This window comes from Pseudomonas piscis (assembly GCF_009380155.1).
Classification (GTDB): Bacteria; Pseudomonadota; Gammaproteobacteria; order Pseudomonadales; family Pseudomonadaceae; genus Aquipseudomonas; species Aquipseudomonas piscis.
Window position 1 is genome coordinate 845,284 of sequence record NZ_WHUV01000003.1, and the last position, 16,359, is coordinate 861,642.

At 65.1% G+C, this 16,359-nt stretch carries 14 protein-coding genes; 8 read left to right on the forward strand and 6 right to left on the reverse strand.

Going from position 1 to position 16,359, the window contains the following annotated elements; translation table 11 throughout:
- Window positions 1-10 precede the first annotated feature (10 nt).
- From GDH07_RS20950 to GDH07_RS20960, 3 genes are all read left to right on the forward strand, one after another.
- The gene (locus GDH07_RS20950) at window positions 11-541 is read left to right on the forward strand and encodes a hypothetical protein (RefSeq protein WP_152898759.1); all 531 of its coding nucleotides are present in this window, start codon (window positions 11-13) and stop codon (window positions 539-541) included.
- 86 nt (window positions 542-627) lie between these two features.
- The gene (locus GDH07_RS20955; RefSeq protein ID WP_152898760.1) at window positions 628-819 is read left to right on the forward strand and encodes a PLDc N-terminal domain-containing protein; all 192 of its coding nucleotides are present in this window, start codon (window positions 628-630) and stop codon (window positions 817-819) included.
- A gap of 314 nt (window positions 820-1,133) precedes the next feature.
- Window positions 1,134-3,221: an LTA synthase family protein gene (locus tag GDH07_RS20960; protein ID WP_152898761.1), complete on the forward strand. Its 2,088-nt coding sequence runs from the start codon at window positions 1,134-1,136 to the stop codon at window positions 3,219-3,221.
- Window positions 3,222-3,355: 134 nt separating this feature from the next.
- On the opposite strand, the gene GDH07_RS20965 is transcribed toward GDH07_RS20960, so the two are convergent.
- The gene (locus GDH07_RS20965; RefSeq protein WP_172681654.1) at window positions 3,356-3,514 is read right to left on the reverse strand and encodes a DUF3309 family protein; all 159 of its coding nucleotides are present in this window, start codon (window positions 3,512-3,514) and stop codon (window positions 3,356-3,358) included.
- Window positions 3,515-3,767: 253 nt separating this feature from the next.
- On the opposite strand from GDH07_RS20965, the gene GDH07_RS20970 reads away from it, so the two are divergent.
- Both GDH07_RS20970 and GDH07_RS20975 read left to right on the forward strand, forming a co-directional pair.
- Window positions 3,768-4,583, forward strand: coding sequence for an SDR family oxidoreductase (locus tag GDH07_RS20970; protein WP_152898762.1), 816 nt, complete (start codon window positions 3,768-3,770; stop codon window positions 4,581-4,583).
- Window positions 4,584-4,647: 64 nt separating this feature from the next.
- Entirely contained in the window at window positions 4,648-4,980 is a 333-nt protein-coding gene (locus tag GDH07_RS20975; RefSeq protein ID WP_053133239.1) for a YnfA family protein, read from the forward strand.
- 32 nt (window positions 4,981-5,012) lie between these two features.
- Here GDH07_RS20975 and GDH07_RS20980 read toward each other — a convergent pair whose 3' ends face one another.
- From GDH07_RS20980 to mnmC, 5 genes are all read right to left on the reverse strand, one after another.
- Window positions 5,013-5,240, reverse strand: coding sequence for a YheU family protein (locus tag GDH07_RS20980; RefSeq protein ID WP_022640145.1), 228 nt, complete (start codon window positions 5,238-5,240; stop codon window positions 5,013-5,015).
- An 85-nt stretch (window positions 5,241-5,325) separates the two neighbouring features.
- Window positions 5,326-6,510, reverse strand: a complete 1,185-nt coding sequence (locus tag GDH07_RS20985) for an osmoprotectant NAGGN system M42 family peptidase (protein ID WP_152898763.1) — start codon at window positions 6,508-6,510, stop codon at window positions 5,326-5,328.
- An 81-nt stretch (window positions 6,511-6,591) separates the two neighbouring features.
- Window positions 6,592-8,337, reverse strand: coding sequence for an N-acetylglutaminylglutamine synthetase (gene ngg / locus GDH07_RS20990; RefSeq protein WP_022640143.1), 1,746 nt, complete (start codon window positions 8,335-8,337; stop codon window positions 6,592-6,594).
- A 3-nt stretch (window positions 8,338-8,340) separates the two neighbouring features.
- A complete protein-coding gene (locus GDH07_RS20995) occupies window positions 8,341-10,113 on the reverse strand; it encodes an N-acetylglutaminylglutamine amidotransferase (protein WP_152898764.1) in 1,773 nt (590 codons plus the stop codon).
- 199 nt (window positions 10,114-10,312) lie between these two features.
- Window positions 10,313-12,289, reverse strand: coding sequence for a bifunctional tRNA (5-methylaminomethyl-2-thiouridine)(34)-methyltransferase MnmC2/FAD-dependent 5-carboxymethylaminomethyl-2-thiouridine(34) oxidoreductase MnmC1 (mnmC, locus tag GDH07_RS21000; RefSeq protein WP_152898765.1), 1,977 nt, complete (start codon window positions 12,287-12,289; stop codon window positions 10,313-10,315).
- Between the two features lie 147 nt (window positions 12,290-12,436).
- Between mnmC and pap the strand changes: the two genes are divergently transcribed.
- The 3 genes from pap (at window position 12,437) to GDH07_RS21015 (ending at window position 16,350) form a co-directional block, all read left to right on the forward strand.
- Window positions 12,437-13,951, forward strand: a complete 1,515-nt coding sequence (gene pap / locus GDH07_RS21005; RefSeq protein ID WP_053133233.1) for a polyphosphate:AMP phosphotransferase — start codon at window positions 12,437-12,439, stop codon at window positions 13,949-13,951.
- 99 nt (window positions 13,952-14,050) lie between these two features.
- Window positions 14,051-15,235, forward strand: a complete 1,185-nt coding sequence (locus GDH07_RS21010; RefSeq protein WP_022640139.1) for a thiolase family protein — start codon at window positions 14,051-14,053, stop codon at window positions 15,233-15,235.
- Between the two features lie 155 nt (window positions 15,236-15,390).
- Window positions 15,391-16,350: a DMT family transporter gene (locus tag GDH07_RS21015; RefSeq protein WP_152898766.1), complete on the forward strand. Its 960-nt coding sequence runs from the start codon at window positions 15,391-15,393 to the stop codon at window positions 16,348-16,350.
- The last annotated feature ends 9 nt before the right edge of the window (window positions 16,351-16,359 follow it).

Genomic DNA, 16,359 nt, shown 5'->3' on the forward strand with positions numbered 1-16,359 from the left:
GGATGCGCCCATGAAGACCGCCCTTATCGAACTCATCACCAGAATCAGCTCCGGCTGCATGGGCGACGCCGAGATCCAGCGGATCGCCGATGAAGCGAGCCAGGCCTATGCCGATCCCGAGGCGTTCCTGGCGGCCAACCCCGACATCAACTATGACGACAGCTTCCCCATCTCCCTGGGTGAATGGGTGGTGGTCGGCAGCCTGCCGGACACGGTGCTGTTCCAGGCCGATACCTACGTCGACCTGTTCAGCCAGATCGTCGGGTCCTTCGGCAAGGACGTGTCGTTCAATATCAAGCCCAAGCAACTGGCCAAGACCGAAGCCCTGACCGCCCTGAACCGGATCCAGATCCAGATGGGCAGCATGAACCCGGAGAACGGCGGCTACGTGCTGGTGAACTTCAGCCAGTTGCTGGACGACGAACTGCAGATGGTCCTGGTCTACGGTCACGATGTGCCGCGGGTGCTGGAGCTGTGTGCCGAGGTGGGTATCGCCGCAGCCCCGGCCCTGGAGGCCCTGAAGGTCGCGGTGCACGTCTGATTCGCCAATGTCGTGGCGATCTCGCGGAACCCTGATGGCGGCCGGCTATCCTAGAAGGAAGCACACCATCATTAGGGAGCGACACCATGGGTTCCACCTTCAATGGCCTGGTCGGCCTGATCATCCTGGCCCTGGATATCTGGGCCATCATCAACGTCCTCAAGAGCGGCGCCGAGACGGGCATGAAGATCCTCTGGGTACTGCTGATCATCCTGCTGCCGGTACTGGGGCTGATCATCTGGGCCATCGCCGGGCCCCGGGGGGATGTGCGCCTCTGAACGACATCAGGTCGGGCGTCAGCAGGAAGGGGCCGCGAGGCCCTTTTTTGTGTGACTAAACATGCCTTGAACGAAATTTTCACAAACGCTCGAAGACAATTCGCCAGCGTTTTTCTTCGGTGTCACTTCCTGCAATTCATTGCCCCAGAGCCGTTGATGGCCAGGCGCATACGCCTGCCACTAAGCAATGGCAATGCCTCCAGTGATCGTGCAACATCTGCGCACCGCGTATTCCCCGTCGCCCAGGCGGCAACAAGAGGGCTGAACGCCGCTTCATCCTTGCAACTTAAACTTCCAATGGGTCCTAAAACGACATGGCAAACTCGGATGCCCTGAGCCAGCAGCGATACCCGAATCGCTTGCTGCAACCGACCGTCAAATCCCATCTGGCCTACACGCTCCTCTGTGCGCTGGTCATGATGGTGATGTTCACCCTGCTGCGCGTTGCGCTGCTGGTCTACAACCGCGAAATGATCCTCGATACGCCGGCCTCGACCTTCCTCGAGGCGTTTGCCAACGGCCTGCGTTTCGACTTGCGGTTGGTGGTCTACCTCTGCGTGCCGCTGGTGCTGGCGCTGTTCAGTGCCCGGGCCATGGCTGCCCGTGGGTTGCTACGCTTCTGGTTGACGCTGACTTCCAGCATCGCGCTGTTCCTCGGCCTGATGGAAATGGACTTCTATCGTGAGTTCCACCAGCGCCTCAATGGTCTGGTGTTCCAGTACGTCAAGGAAGACCCGAAGACCGTGATGAGCATGCTCTGGTACGGCTTCCCGGTGGTGCGCTACCTCTTGGCCTGGCTCGTGGGCACCTGGCTTTTGAGCCTGGCATTCAAGGGGGCCGATCGTGCTACCCGGCCCCGTGGGCCATTCACTGGCGGCAGTGTCGGGGCGCGCCAGATCGCTCCCTGGTATGCGCGCCTGGCGGTGTTCGTGGTTTGCCTGGTGATCTGCGTCGTGGCTGCTCGCGGCACCCTGCGCCAAGGGCCGCCGATGCGCTGGGGTGACGTCTACACCACCGAATCGAACTTCGCCAACCAACTGGGCCTCAACGGCACCCTGCAACTGTTGGCCGCCGCCAAGGACCGCATGTCCGAGGATCGCACCAACATCTGGAAGGCGACCCTGCCTCAGCCCCTGGCCCAGCAAACCGTGCGCGACATGCTGCTGGTCCCGAGCGACAAGCTGGTGGATGCCGACATCGCAGCCGTACGCCGCAGCTACACTCCCGATGCGGACAAGACCCTGCCGATCAAGAATGTCGTGGTGATCCTCATGGAGAGCTTCGCCGGGCATTCGGTGGGCGCCCTGGGCCGCCCGGGCGAGGTCACGCCGTACTTCGACAAGCTGTCCAAGGAAGGCTTGTTGTTCGACCGTTTCTTCTCCAATGGCACCCATACCCACCAGGGCATGTTCGCCACCATGGCCTGCTTCCCCAACCTGCCGGGCTTCGAATACCTGATGCAGACCCCGGAAGGCAGCCACAAGCTGTCCGGCCTGCCGCAGTTGCTCAGTGCGCGCAAGTTCGATGATGTGTACGTCTATAACGGCGACTTCGCCTGGGACAACCAGTCGGGCTTCTTCAGCAACCAGGGCATGACCAACTTCATCGGTCGCAATGACTTCGTCGACCCGGTGTTCTCCGACCCGACCTGGGGCGTGTCCGACCAGGACATGTTCGAGCGTGGCCTGCAGGAGTTGAAGGCCCGGGAAAACGGCAAGCCGTTCTACGCCTTGCTGCAGACCCTGTCCAACCACACTCCGTACGCTTTGCCGACGCCGTTGCCGGTGGAGAAAGTGACCGATCGTGGCAGCCTCAACGAGCACTTGACCGCCATGCGTTATTCCGACTGGGCATTGGGCCAGTTCTTCGAGAAGGCGCGCAAGGAGCCGTACTTCAAGGAGACTCTGTTCGTGGTGGTCGGCGACCATGGCTTTGGCAACGAGCAGCAGATTACCGAGATGGACCTGGGGCGTTTCAACGTGCCGATGCTGATGATCGCTCCGGGCATCCAGGAGAAGTTCGGCCAGCGTGACCACACCGTGGGCACCCAGATCGATATCGTGCCGACCATCATGGGGCGCCTGGGTGGCGACGTGCTGCACCAGTGCTGGGGACGCGACTTGCTCAACCTGCCCGAAGGTGACAAGGGCTTTGGCGTGATCAAGCCCTCGGGCAGTGACCAGACCGTAGCCCTGTTGACCGCCGATCGGGTCCTGGTACTGCCCAAGGAAATGCCGCCGCGCTTGTACAAGTACGAGTTGGGTAGTAATCCGGGGGGGGAACTGATCCCGGAATCCGCCGACGAGGCGCAACTCAAGCAGAAACTCGAGTCTTTCCTGCAAACCGCGACCAAGAGCTTGCTGGACAACACCGCAGGCGTGATCAACGGCAAGCCGGATTGATCGCGCTGGCGCCCGGCCGGTGCTCTTTCGAGTACCGACCGGGCGCCATGGCTTGAACGGCCAGGTATCTGGACACCCCTCTGGCAGGGGTGTTTTTTTTTGCCCGGTCCGAAGCTGCCGGAGCGGCTTGTGCCCTAGATCCTGCCGAGCAACAGCAACACCAGCAACACGACCAGTACCACGCCAATCACCCCCGAAGGGCCGTAGCCCCAGCTTCTGGAGTGGGGGAAGACTGGCAGGCCGCCAATCAGCAGCAGGATCAGGATGATGATCAGGATGGTGCCCATAGCGATGTCCTTTTAGGAAGTATTTGTCGAACGGCTAAGGTTGCGTACCTGTCTTGCTCGCAACATGGGCCGCTTACTGTTTCGGACTCGTTGCCGGTGCACAAGATTCAAAGTTTTTCGCCGGCCAGCGCCGTCGCTCCCAAGGGCCGAACCGAGGCACGGGTTTGCCCGCGCCATTCAGCACCCTGATGGTGCATGGGGCGTGCCGGGGCCTTCGCTACACTGCGCTCATCTTTCCAGGACCTACAAGGCAACTGCTATGCACAATCGCATGATGATCACCGGCGCCGGCTCCGGCCTGGGGCGCGAAATCGCTTTGCGCTGGGCGCGCGAGGGCTGGCGGCTGGCCTTGTCCGATGTCAACGAGGCGGGTTTGCAAGAGACCCTGAAGCTGGTTCGCCAAGCCGGTGGCGATGGTTTCGTGCAGCGCTGCGATGTGCGCGACTACAGTCAACTGACCGCGTTCGCCCAGGCTTGCGAGCTCAAGTTCGGTGGCATCGATATCATCGTCAACAACGCCGGCGTGGCTTCCGGTGGCTTCTTCAGCGAGCTGTCCCTGGAGGACTGGGACTGGCAGATCGCAATCAACCTGATGGGCGTGGTCAAGGGCTGTAAGGCCTTCCTGCCGCTGCTGGAGCAGAGCAAGGGCAAGATCATCAACATCGCCTCCATGGCCGCGCTGATGCAGGGGCCGGCGATGAGCAACTACAACGTGGCCAAGGCTGGCGTGGTGGCGCTTTCGGAAAGCCTGCTGGTCGAGCTCGCGCAGCAGGAGATCGCCGTGCACGTGGTCTGCCCGTCGTTCTTCCAGACCAACCTGCTGGACTCCTTCCGTGGCCCGACCCCGGCGATGAAGGCCCAGGTGGGCAAGTTGCTGGAGAGCTCGCCAATCAGCGCGGTCGAGATCGCCGACTACATCCACCAGCAGGTGCAGGCCGGCCAGTTCATGATCCTGCCCCATGAGCAGGGGCGCCTGGCCTGGACCCTGAAGCAGCACAATCCCCAGGCGCTGTACGCCGAAATGACCCAGATGGCCGAGAAGATGCGCGCCAAGGCCAAGCAAGGCGCCAGCTGAACTTGCCCGTCGGCCTGGGCCTGGTTAGGGTTGCCGGCATCTGGCAATCCTGACGAGACCTTGCATGCTCAACTACCTGTGGTTCTTTTTCGCCGCGCTGTTCGAAATCTTCGGCTGCTATGCCTTCTGGATGTGGTTGCGCCAGGGCAAGAGCGCCCTGTGGGTAATCCCCGCGCTGGTCAGCCTGACCCTGTTCGCCCTGTTGTTGACCAAGGTCGAGGCGGTTTACGCCGGGCGCGCCTATGCCGCCTATGGAGGCATCTACATCGTCGCGTCGATTGGCTGGCTGGCGGTGGTGGAGCGGGTCCGTCCCCTGGGGTCGGATTGGCTGGGGCTGGCGCTGTGCGTGATTGGCGCCAGCGTGATCCTGTTCGGGCCGCGCTTGAGCGCCTCTTGAAAAAATGCCCGGGGCAGGCCCGGGCGTCGTGTTCAGTCGAATAGTTCCTTGGGCACATCGTGCTTGAGCATCAACTGGCACTGCTCGCTGTCGGGGTCGAAGACGATCACCGCCTGACCCTTGCCCAGGGCTTGGCGGACCCGCAGGACCCGGGTTTCCAGCGGGGTTTCATCACCGTTGTCGGTGCCCTCGCGGGTGACGAAGTCTTCGATCAAGCGGGTCAGGGTGTCGACTTCAAGGCGGTCGTGGGGAATCAGCATGGGGGCCTCCGGCAAACAATCCCGGATGCTACTGCGCCAGGCAGCCACCCGCCAACCACGATCTGCACGAACCTGCCCGCCATGTTCAGGAGCGATTGCCCACCAGGCTGTCCACCGAAGGCACCCGGGTCTCGCTTTCCATCTGCGCATCATGCTCGAGCTGATGGCTGAAGCGGTCCAGGGAACCCTGGGCCGGCAGGGCGTCGCTGGCGAATACCGGTGGGCTGAGGATGTAGGCGCTCAGCAGCCGGGCCAGCGCCGCCAGGCTGTCGATATGGGTCCGTTCGTAGCCATGGGTAGCGTCGCAACCGAAGGCCAACAGCGCGGTACGGATATCGTGGCCGGCGGTGACCGCCGAATGGGCATCGCTGAAATAGTAGCGAAACAGGTCGCGTCGTACCGGCAACTCATGCTCCCCGGCCAGGCGCAGCAGGTGCCGGGACAGGTGGTAGTCGTAGGGCCCGGCGGAGTCCTGCATGGCCACGCTGACCGCGTGCTCGCTGGAGTGCTGGCCCGGAGCGACCGGGGCGATGTCGATGCCGACGAATTCACTGACGTCCCAGGGCAGGGCGGCGGCGGCGCCGCTACCGGTTTCCTCGGTGATGGTGAACAGCGGGTGGCAGTCGATCGACAAGGGTTCGCCGCTGTCGACGATGGCCTTGAGGGCGGCCAGCAGGGCCGCGACCCCGGCCTTGTCATCCAGGTGTCGGGCGCTGATATGGCCGCTGTCGGTGAACTCCGGCAGGGGGTCGAACGCGACGAAGTCCCCCACGCCGATGCCCAGGGATTCGCAGTCGGCACGGGTGGTGCAGTAGGCGTCCAGGCGCAGCTCGATGTGGTCCCAACTGATGGGCAACTCGTCCACCGCGGTGTTGAAGGCGTGCCCGGAGGCCATCAGCGGCAGTACGCTGCCGCGCAGCACGCCGTTGTCGGTGAACAGGCTGACCCGGCTGCCTTCGGCGAAACGGCTGGACCAGCAGCCCACGGGCGCCAGGGTCAGGCGGCCGTTGTCCTTCACCGCGCGGACGCTGGCGCCGATGGTGTCCAGGTGCGCCGAGACGGCCCGGTCGGGGCTGTTCTTCTGGCCCTTGAGGGTGGCGCGGATGGTGCCGCGCCGGGTCAGTTCGAAGGGAATGCCCAGTTCTTCCAGGCGCTCGGCGACATAGCGCACGATGGTGTCGGTGAAACCGGTGGGGCTGGGAATGGCGAGCATTTCCAGGAGGACCTTCTGCAGGTAGGCGAGGTCCGGTTCGGCGATCTTGCGGGTCATGGAAACTCCTGATGAAAAAACGCCCAGCGATGGCTTCGTCCAAGACCTGCGGCACTCGCTGGCGTCGCAGGCCCCAGGGGCTCAGGGGGTTGGTTGACTGAGGGGGAACAGCAGGTCGACAAAACGCTCGGCCGTTGGTTGTGGTTCGTGGTTGGCCAGCCCGGCACGCTCGTTGGCTTCGATGAACACGTATTCGGGCTGGTCCGCCGCCGGCACCAGCAGGTCCAGGCCGACCACCGGGATATCCAGGGCCCGGGCCGCGCGCACCGCGGCATCGGCCAGCTGCGGATGGAGGATGTCGGTGACGTCTTCCAGGGTGCCGCCGGTGTGCAGGTTGGCGGTACGCCGCACGCATAGCAGCTCGCCGGGTTCCAGCACGCTGTTGTAGTCGTAGCCGGCGGCGTGCAGGGTGCGTTGGGTCTCGTGGTCCAGGGGGATGCGGCTCTCGCCACCGGTGGCCGCTTGGCGCCGGCGGCTGCGGGCTTCGATCAACGCGCCGATGGAGTGCTGGCCATCGCCGATGATCTGTGCCGGGCGGCGGATGGCCGCGGCCACCACTTCGAAGCCGATCACCAGGATGCGCAGGTCCAGGCCCTCGTGGAAGCTTTCCAGCAGCACCCGGCTGTCGAACTTGCGGGCCTGGTCGATGGCCTGTTGCACCTCCTCGATGCTGCGCAGGTCCACCGCTACCCCCTGGCCCTGCTCGCCGTCCAGGGGCTTGACCACCACCCGTCGATGTTCGTCGAGGAACTCCAGGTTGTCATCGGCGTTGCCCGCCAGGCACTGGGCCGGCAGGTTCAGCCCGGCGCCCTTGAGCACCTTGTGGGTCAGGCTCTTGTCCTGGCACAGGGTCATGCTGATGGCGCTGGTCAGGTCGCTCAGGGATTCCCGGCAACGCACCCGGCGCCCGCCGTGGCTGAGGGTGAACAGGCCGGCCGTGGCATCGTCGACCTGTACGTCGATACCCCGGCGATGGGCTTCCTCGACGATGATCCGGGCATAGGGGTTGAACTGTGCCTGGGGGCCGGGACCAAGGAACAACGGCTGGTTGATGCCGTTCTTGCGCTTGATGGCGAAGGTCGAGAGGGTGCGAAAGCCCAGCTTGGCGTAGAGGCTTTTGGCCTGGCGGTTGTCGTGCAGCACCGACAGGTCGAGGTGGCTCAGGCCACGGCTCATGAAGTGTTCGATCAGGTGGCGCACCAGGACTTCGCCAACACCCGGTCGGCTGCAGTCGGGGTCCACGGCCAGGCACCACAGGCTGCTGCCGTGCTCCGGGTCCTGGTAGGCCTTGTGATGGTCCAGGCCCATGACGCTGCCGATCAGCGCGCCGCTGTCCTCGTCCTCGGCCAGCCAGTAGACCGGCCCGCCCTGGTGGCGTGGGGTCAGCAGCTCTGGATCGATGGGCAGCATGCCCCGGGCCAGGTACAGCTGGTTGATGGCCTGCCAGTCGGCGGCGCTTTGCGCACGCCGGATACGAAAGCCACGGAATACCCGGGTGGCCTGGCGGTAGTCGCTGAACCACAGGCGCAGGGTGTCGGAGGGGTCGAGAAATAGCTGCGCCGGCTCGAGCCCCAGCACCTGCTGGGGCGCGGCCACATACAGCGCGATGTCCCGCTCGCCGGGACGCTCGTTGAGCAGTTCCTCGGCCAGCCGAGCGGCGTCGGGGAAGGTATGGCCGATCAGCAGGCGGCCCCAACCGCAGTGCACGGCAACCGGGTCGTTGCCTGGCTCGCTGCCGTCTTCGGCAAAACGCGCCTGCAAGCGTTCGTAGGAGGGGGCCTGGCCGCGCAGCAGGCGTTGGCTGTAGGCCGTAGCATGGGCTTTCATCGGTCAGATTCCTTGTTCACTGAGCCACAGGTTCAACGCCGCCAGTTGCCACAGCTTGGAGCCGCGCAACGGCGTCAGCTGACCCTGGGGATCGGTCAGCAGGCGGTCGAGCATCGCCGGGTTGAACAGGCCGCGGTCCTGGCTCGGGTCCAGCAGCAGTTCGCGGACCCAGTCCAGGGTCTTGCCCTCCAGGTGCTTGAGCCCCGGTACCGGGAAGTAGCCTTTCTTGCGATCGATGACCGCGCTGGGAATCACCAGCCGCGCGGCCTCCTTGAGTACCTGCTTGCCTCCATCGGGCAGCTTGAAGCGCGCCGGGACCCGGGCCGAGAGCTCCACCAGGCGGTAGTCGAGGAATGGCGTGCGGGCCTCCAGGCCCCAGGCCATGGTCATGTTGTCCACGCGCTTGACCGGGTCGTCCACCAGCATCACCGTGCTGTCCAGGCGCAGTGCCTTGTCCACGGCGGCGTCGGCCCCGGGCCGGGCGAAATGCTCGCGGACCCAGTCGCCGGCGGCGTCGTGGTCCAGCAGCCAGCGCGGTTGCACGGTGGCGGCGTAGTCCTCGTAGCTGCGGTCGAAGAAGGCCGCGCGATAGGCGCCATAGGGATCATCGGCGCCGTCCACCTGCGGATACCAGTGGTAGCCGGCGAACAACTCGTCGGCCCCCTGGCCGCTCTGCACCACCTTGCAGTGCTTGGCCACTTCCCGGGACAGCAAATAGAAGGCGATGCAGTCGTGGCTGACCATCGGCTCGCTCATGGCACGAAACGCAGCGGGCAACTGCTCGATGATCTCGTGCTCGGCGATGCGCAGTTGGTGATGGCGGGTGCCGTAGTGCCGGGCGATCAGGTCGGAATACTGGAACTCGTCGCCCCGTTCGCCGCCGGCATCCTGGAAACCGATGGAGAAGGTCGACAACTCGTCCACTCCGACTTCACGCAGCAGCCCCACCAGCAGGCTCGAGTCGACGCCACCAGACAGCAGCACGCCGACGTCCACCGCTGCCCGTTGGCGGATGGCCACCGCTTCACGGGTGCTGTCCAGCACTCGGTCGCGCCAATCCTCCAGGGTCAACCGGGTTTCATCGGCGGCCGGGCCGTAAGCCAGGGTCCACCAGGTCTGCTGCTCGCTGCGGCCATCGGCCTCGATGCGCATCCAGGTGGCCGGCGGCAGCTTCTCGATGCCCGCCAGCAAGGTCCTGGGGGCCGGGACCACGGCATGGAAGTTCAGATAGTGGTTGAGGGCGACCGGATCGAGCAGCGGATCGATGTCGCCGCCCTTGAGCAGTGCCGGCAGGCTCGAGGCGAAGCGCAGGCGCTGGCCGGTGCGCGACAGGTACAGGGGCTTGACCCCGAGGCGGTCGCGGGCCAGGAACAGGCGCTTGCTGTCACGTTCCCAGATGGCGAAGGCGAACATGCCGTTGAGCTTGGGCAGCAGCTCGGCGCCCCAGGCGTGATAGCCCTTGAGCAGCACTTCGGTGTCGCCCCCGGAATGAAAGGCATAACCCTTGGCTTCCAGTTCGGCGCGCAGCTCGGGGTAGTTGTAGATCGCGCCATTGAAGGCCAGGGACAGGCCCAGCTGGTTGTCGACCATGGGCTGCGCCGAGCCGTCCGACAGGTCCATGATCTTCAGTCGCCGATGGCCCAGGGCGATCGGACCCTGGCTGTGGAAGCCCCAGGCGTCGGGGCCGCGGGGGGCGAGGTGGTGGGTGATGCGTTCAACTGCCGCAAGGTCGGCAGGTTGGTGATCGAAACGTAGTTCTCCAGCTAATCCGCACATAAGTCCTTACCGGTTTTTTCCGTTGGGGAAGAGTCAATCCGTCGCCGCCAAAATGACGGCTACCAGGAAACTGACCTGTGCATAACTCGGGAGTTTTAGATCGATGGGTTATAAGCGCCAGGCACTGTCCAACCCCGGACGGACCGGGGCAGGGCAGGAGCAGGCAGCGCTTCGGCCAGGCGGCTGCCGGGGCCCTGTTTCAGGCCTTGCCGCGAATCAGCCGGCGCAGGGCGAAGCGGTTCGGATGGCAGGCCTCGGCCACGTTCCTGGGCAATGGCAGGGGTTCGTCCTCCAGCCAGGCGGCCAGCAGTTCCCCGGACAACGGCGCGGTGATCAAGCCGCGCGAGCCATGGCCGCTATTGATGTACAAGCCTTCGAGCCAGGGGCAGGGCAGGTCCGGTACTTGGCGGGCGTCCTTGCCCAGGGCGGCATAGGTGTCGGCGAAGGCAGCGGGGTCCGCCAGCGGGCCGACGATGGGCAGGTAGTCCGGGCTGGTGCAGCGAAAGGCCGCGCGGCCTTGCAGCTCTTCCAGGGGCAAGTGCTCGGCGTCCAGGCGGTGCAGCAGGTCGCTGGAGATTTCCCGCAGCATCGCCAGGTTGCCCGCATGTTCGGCGGTGGTCGGGGCCAGGTCCTGGTTGTGGAAGTCGAAGCTGGCGCCCAGGGTGTGTTCCCCCAGCCGGGGTGGGGCGACATAGCCTTCGGCGCAGACCACCGTGGCCAGGGCCTGGCTGCGTGCCGTTTGCGGCAGGCGGGTGATCTGCCCACGGATGCGCTTGAGGGGCAACTCGGCGCTGGCGGGAAACTGCTTGATCTCGGCCGCGCCGGCGAGGATCACCACGGCGGCGCTGGCCAGTAGCTGTTCGCCGTCCCAGGCCTGCCACTGCTGGTCGACCCGGCGCAGTTCCAGCACCTGCCGATGGGCCAGGACCTGGATACCTGCATGCGCGGCTTGCCATTGGCACAGCGCCGGCGGATGGACCCAGCCCCCTTCGGGGAAGAACAATCCGCCGTATTCCAGGCCAATGCCGGCCCGGGCCTGGGCTTGCTCGCGGTCCAGGATGTGCAGCAAGTCGTGGGCAAAGGCCGCGGCCAGTTGCGCCTGGCGTTCGGCTTCCTTGGCGTTGAACGCCAGTTGCAGGACGCCGCAGCCGTCCCAGTCCAGGCCTCGTTGCAGGTGTTCGAGCTGGCGGCGGGTGTAGCCGAAGCCGCTGAGGATCATCTGCGACAACGCCGTGCCGTGGGCCGACAACTTGAGGTAGAGCACGCCCTGGGGATTGCCCGAGGCTTCCTGGGCCAGTTGCCCGTGGCGTTCGAGCAGTTGTACCTGCCAGCCACGGGCAGCCAGGCTGGCGGCACTGGAACAGCCAGCCAGGCCGCCGCCGATCACCAGGGCGCTCTTGTCTTGTCGTGGTGGGCGGGCGAACCAGGGCTTGGCTGCGGCCGGAGCGGGAGTTTCTTCGGGCCAGCCGAGGAACTCGCCGCGCAGCACTTCCCATTTGCGGCCGATGCCCGGGGTGCGCTTCATCTTGAAGCCCGCGGCGTTCAACAGGCGCCGCACCCAGCCGGTGCTGGTGAAGGTGCTGATGCTTGCGCCCGGTGCAGCCAGGCGGGCCAGTTCGGCGAACAGCTCGGCGGTCCACATCTCGGGGTTCTTCGCCGGGGCGAAACCGTCGAGGAACCAGGCGTCCACCTGGGCGTCCAGTTGCGGCAGTTGCTCCAGTGCATCGCCGATCAACAGGGTCAGGATGACCCGGCCCTGGTCCAGGACCAGGCGCTGGAAACCACCGTGGATCGCCTGGTACTGCACCAAGAGCGGCTGCGCCAGGTCGGCCAGCTCCGGCCACAGGCCCAGGGCCCGTTGCAGGTCGGCGTGGTTCAGGGGGTATTTTTCGACGCTGACGAAATGCAGGCGCGCGCCAGCCGGCGCTTGTTGCCGGAACAGTTGCCAGGCGCAGAGGAAGTTCAGCCCGGTGCCGAAGCCGGTCTCGCCGATGACGAAGCGCTGGCCGGCGGCCAGGGCGACGAAGCGTTCCCCCAGGCGGTTCTGTTCGATGAAGACGTGGCGGGTTTCATCCAGCCCCGAGTCGCTGGAGAAATACACATCGTCGAAGACCCGCGAGCGCGGGCGTCCTTGGTCGTCCCAGTCGAGCTGGGCGTAGGGCAGTTCTGCTGTCATGTTCGGCTCATGTGGCGCAAGGCGGCCATTCTAGCCGATCACCGGGTCGGCGCTTGATCCATGGCAAGCCGTTGGCGCTTCTGGATTTGTTTTCCCTGGCGGAGGTCCATCCGCTAGTCTTGGAAAATTCTTGGAAGGGAGCCACCCATGTTCGAATCCGCTGAAATCGGTCACGCCATCGACAAGGAAACCTACGACGCCGAAGTGCCGGCCCTGCGTGAAGCCTTGCTCGAGGCGCAGTTCGAGTTGCGCCAGAAGGCCGGATTCCCGGTGATCGTGCTGATCAATGGCGTGGAAGGGGCGGGCAAGGGCGAGACGGTCAAGCTGCTAAACGAATGGATGGACCCGCGCCTGATCGAGGTGCGCACCTTCGACCAGCAGACCGACGAGGAGCTGTCGCGGCCACCGGCCTGGCGCTATTGGCGCATGCTCCCGGCCAAGGGCCGCATGGGGGTGTTTTTCGGCAACTGGTACAGCCAGATGCTCCAGGGGCGGGTGCATGGGCAGATCAAGGACCCGCGCCTGGACCAGGCGATCAATGCTGCCGAGCGCCTGGAGAAGATGCTTTGCGATGAGGGCGCACTGATCTTCAAGTTCTGGTTCCACCTGTCCAAGAAGCAGATGAAGGCCCGGCTCAAGGCCCTGCAGGACGATCCGCTGCACAGCTGGCGCATCAGCCCGCTGGACTGGCAGCAGTCAGAAACCTACGACAAGTTCGTCAAGTACGGCGAGCGAGTTTTGCGCCGCACCAGTCGCGACTATGCGCCCTGGCATGTGATCGAAGGCGTGGACCCGCATTACCGCAGCCTCACCGTGGGCCGCATCCTCCTCGAGGGCTTGCAGAGCGCCCTGGCTCGCAAGCCGCTCAAGCCGGCCCAGGTCAACGCCGCGCCGTTGCCGCCAGCGGTGGACCAGTTGAGCCTGCTGGACAGCCTGGACATGACCCAGCGCTTGGACAAGGACGACTACGAAGAGCAACTGATCACCGAGCAGGCGCGCCTGGCCGGCCTGTTGCGCGACAAGCGCATGCGCAAGCACGCCCTGGTGGCGGTGTTCGAGGGCAACGATGCGGCGGGCAAGGGCGGCGCCATCCGCCGGGTGGCGGCGGCGCTGGATCCACGCCAATACAGCATCGTGCCGATCGCCGCGCCGTCCGAAGACGAGCGCGCGCAGCCCTACCTCTGGCGTTTCTGGCGGCAGATCCCGGCCCGGGGCAAGTTCACCATATTCGATCGTTCCTGGTACGGCCGGGTGCTGGTGGAGCGGGTCGAGGGCTTTTGCAGCCCGGCCGACTGGTTGCGTGCCTACAGCGAGATCAACGACTTCGAGGAGCAGTTGGCCGATGCCCGGGTGATCGTGGTGAAGTTCTGGCTGGCCATCGACAAGGACACCCAGCTGGAGCGTTTCCAGGAGCGCGAAGAGATCCCCTTCAAACGCTTCAAGATCACCGAGGACGACTGGCGCAACCGCGACAAGTGGGACGACTACCGTACTGCGGTGGGCGACATGGTCGACCGTACCAGTACCGAAGTGGCGCCCTGGACCCTGGTGGAGGCCAACGACAAGCGCTGGGCCCGGGTCAAGGTCCTGCGCACCATCAACCGGACCCTGGAAGAGGCGTTCGAGCGCAGCGACCGGCACGACAAGAAACACAAGAAGTAGGCCGATGGCCACGCATACGGCCAATGAATGATCGTCGCGGCCGGTTGGCCGCGGATCTATGCTCGACGCTCTTGAGCTGGCAACAACAAGGAGAGCGTCATGCGTGAAGTGGTGATAGTCGACAGCGTGCGGACTGGCCTGGCCAAGTCCTTTCGCGGCAAGTTCAACCAGACCCGTCCGGACGACATGGCCGCCCATTGTGTCAATGCGCTGCTGGCGCGCACTGGCATCGACCCGGCCAGCGTCGAGGATTGCATCGTCGGCGCCGGCTCCAACGAAGGGGCCCAGGGCTACAACATCGGGCGCAACGTCGCCGTGCTTTCGGCCCTGGGCACCGGCACCGCGGGCATGACCCTCAACCGTTTCTGCTCTTCGGGGTTGCAGGCGATCGCCATCGCCGCCAACCAGATCGCCTCCGGCTGCAGCGACGTCATCGTCGCCGGCGGGGTGGAGTCCATCAGCCTGACCATGAAGAGTGTCAATACCGACAACCTGATCAACCCGTTGCTCAAGGAGCAGGTGCCGGGCATCTATTTCCCCATGGGCCAGACCGCCGAGGTGGTGGCCCGGCGCTACAAGGTCAGTCGCGAGAGCCAGGACCTTTACGCCCTGCAGAGCCAGCAGCGCACCGCCCAGGCCCAGGCCGCCGGCCTGTTCGACGACGAGATCGTGCCGATGGCGGTCAAGTACAGGGTCGAGGACAAGAACACCGGGCAGGTGCAGATCCTCGATGGCGTGGTGGATCGCGACGACTGCAACCGCCCGGACACCACCCTGGAGAACCTGGCGGCGCTCAAGCCGGTGTTCGCCGAGGATGGTTCGGTGACCGCTGGCAACTCCTCGCAGCTCTCCGATGGGGCTTCGATGACGCTGGTGATGAGCCTGGAGCGGGCACTGGCCCTGGGGCTCAAGCCCAAGGCGTTCTTCCGTGGCTTCACCGTGGCCGGCTGCGAGCCGGACGAAATGGGCATCGGCCCGGTGTTCTCGGTGCCCAAGCTGCTCAAGGCCAAGGGCCTGAGCATCGCCGACATCGACCTGTGGGAACTCAACGAGGCCTTCGCGTCCCAGTGCCTGTATGCCCGCGAGCGCCTGGAAATCGACAACGCCCGCTACAACGTCAATGGCGGCTCGATCGCCATCGGCCACCCCTATGGCATGACCGGCTCGCGCCAGGTCGGACACCTGGTGCGCGAGCTGCAGCGGCGCAACTTGCGCTACGGCATCGTCACCATGTGCGTGGGGGGCGGCATGGGCGCCACCGGGCTGTTCGAGGCCGTGCGCTAGGCCTGTTGCCGCTATACCAGCCGGCTCCGGTGGGGCCGGCTTGCGTGTTTGCGACCTGGACTGTCCTGTTTGCGCGCGGTCGCTCATAGCCGCTGTGTCGCCCCAGGCTCCGGCCCTAGAATGTGCCCGTCGCTGGCAGGTTTTGTGGGGTTGGCATGCATGTTTCATCCGGTCGTTGGGCCTACGGCCTGTTCCTCGCATTGGTGACCGCGGTGCTCTGGGGCATCCTGCCCATCAAGCTCAAGCAAGTACTGCAAGCGATGGATCCGGTCACCGTGACCTGGTTCCGCCTGCTGGTGTCCGGCGGGTGCCTGCTGGTCTACCTGGCGGCGGTACGACGCCTGCCCGACTGGCGTCGGCTCGGGCCGCGGGGCGCCTGGCTGGTGCCGCTTGCGGTTTTTGGTCTGGTGGGCAACTACGTGCTGTACCTGATGGGCCTGAACCTGTTGAGCCCGGGCACCGCGCAACTGGTGGTGCAGATGGGGCCGATCTTGCTGCTGGTCGCCAGTGTGCTGGTGTTCAAGGAGCGCTTCAGCCTGGGGCAGGGCCTGGGCCTGCTGGTATTGCTGGTGGGGTTCGGGTTGTTCTTCAACCAGCGCCTGGCCGAGTTGCTGACGTCCCTGGGCGACTACACCGCTGGCGTGTTCACCGTGCTGGCGGCATCGGCGGTCTGGACCTTCTATGCCCTGGGCCAGAAGCAGCTGTTGAGTGTGTGGAATTCATTGCAGGTGATGATGGTGATCTACCTGTCCTGCGCCTTGCTGCTCACGCCCTGGGTTCATCCGTTGGAGGTTCTGGCGCTGACGCCATTGCAAGGTTGGCTGTTGCTGGCCTGCTGCCTCAATACCCTGGTGGCCTATGGCGCGTTTGCCGAAGCCCTGGCCCATTGGGAAGCATCGCGGGTCAGCGCGACCCTGGCCATCACCCCGCTGGTGACCTTCGCCGCCGTGGCCTGGGCGGCCTGGATGTGGCCGGAGTACGTGCACGCGGAACAGATCAACGGCCTGGGTTATGGCGGTGCGTTGCTGGTGGTGCTGGGGTCGGCGCTGACGGCCCTGGGGCCGTCGCTGATCGAGGGGTTGCGGGCACGGCGTCGGCGCGGTGGCGCCAGGTGACGATCACGG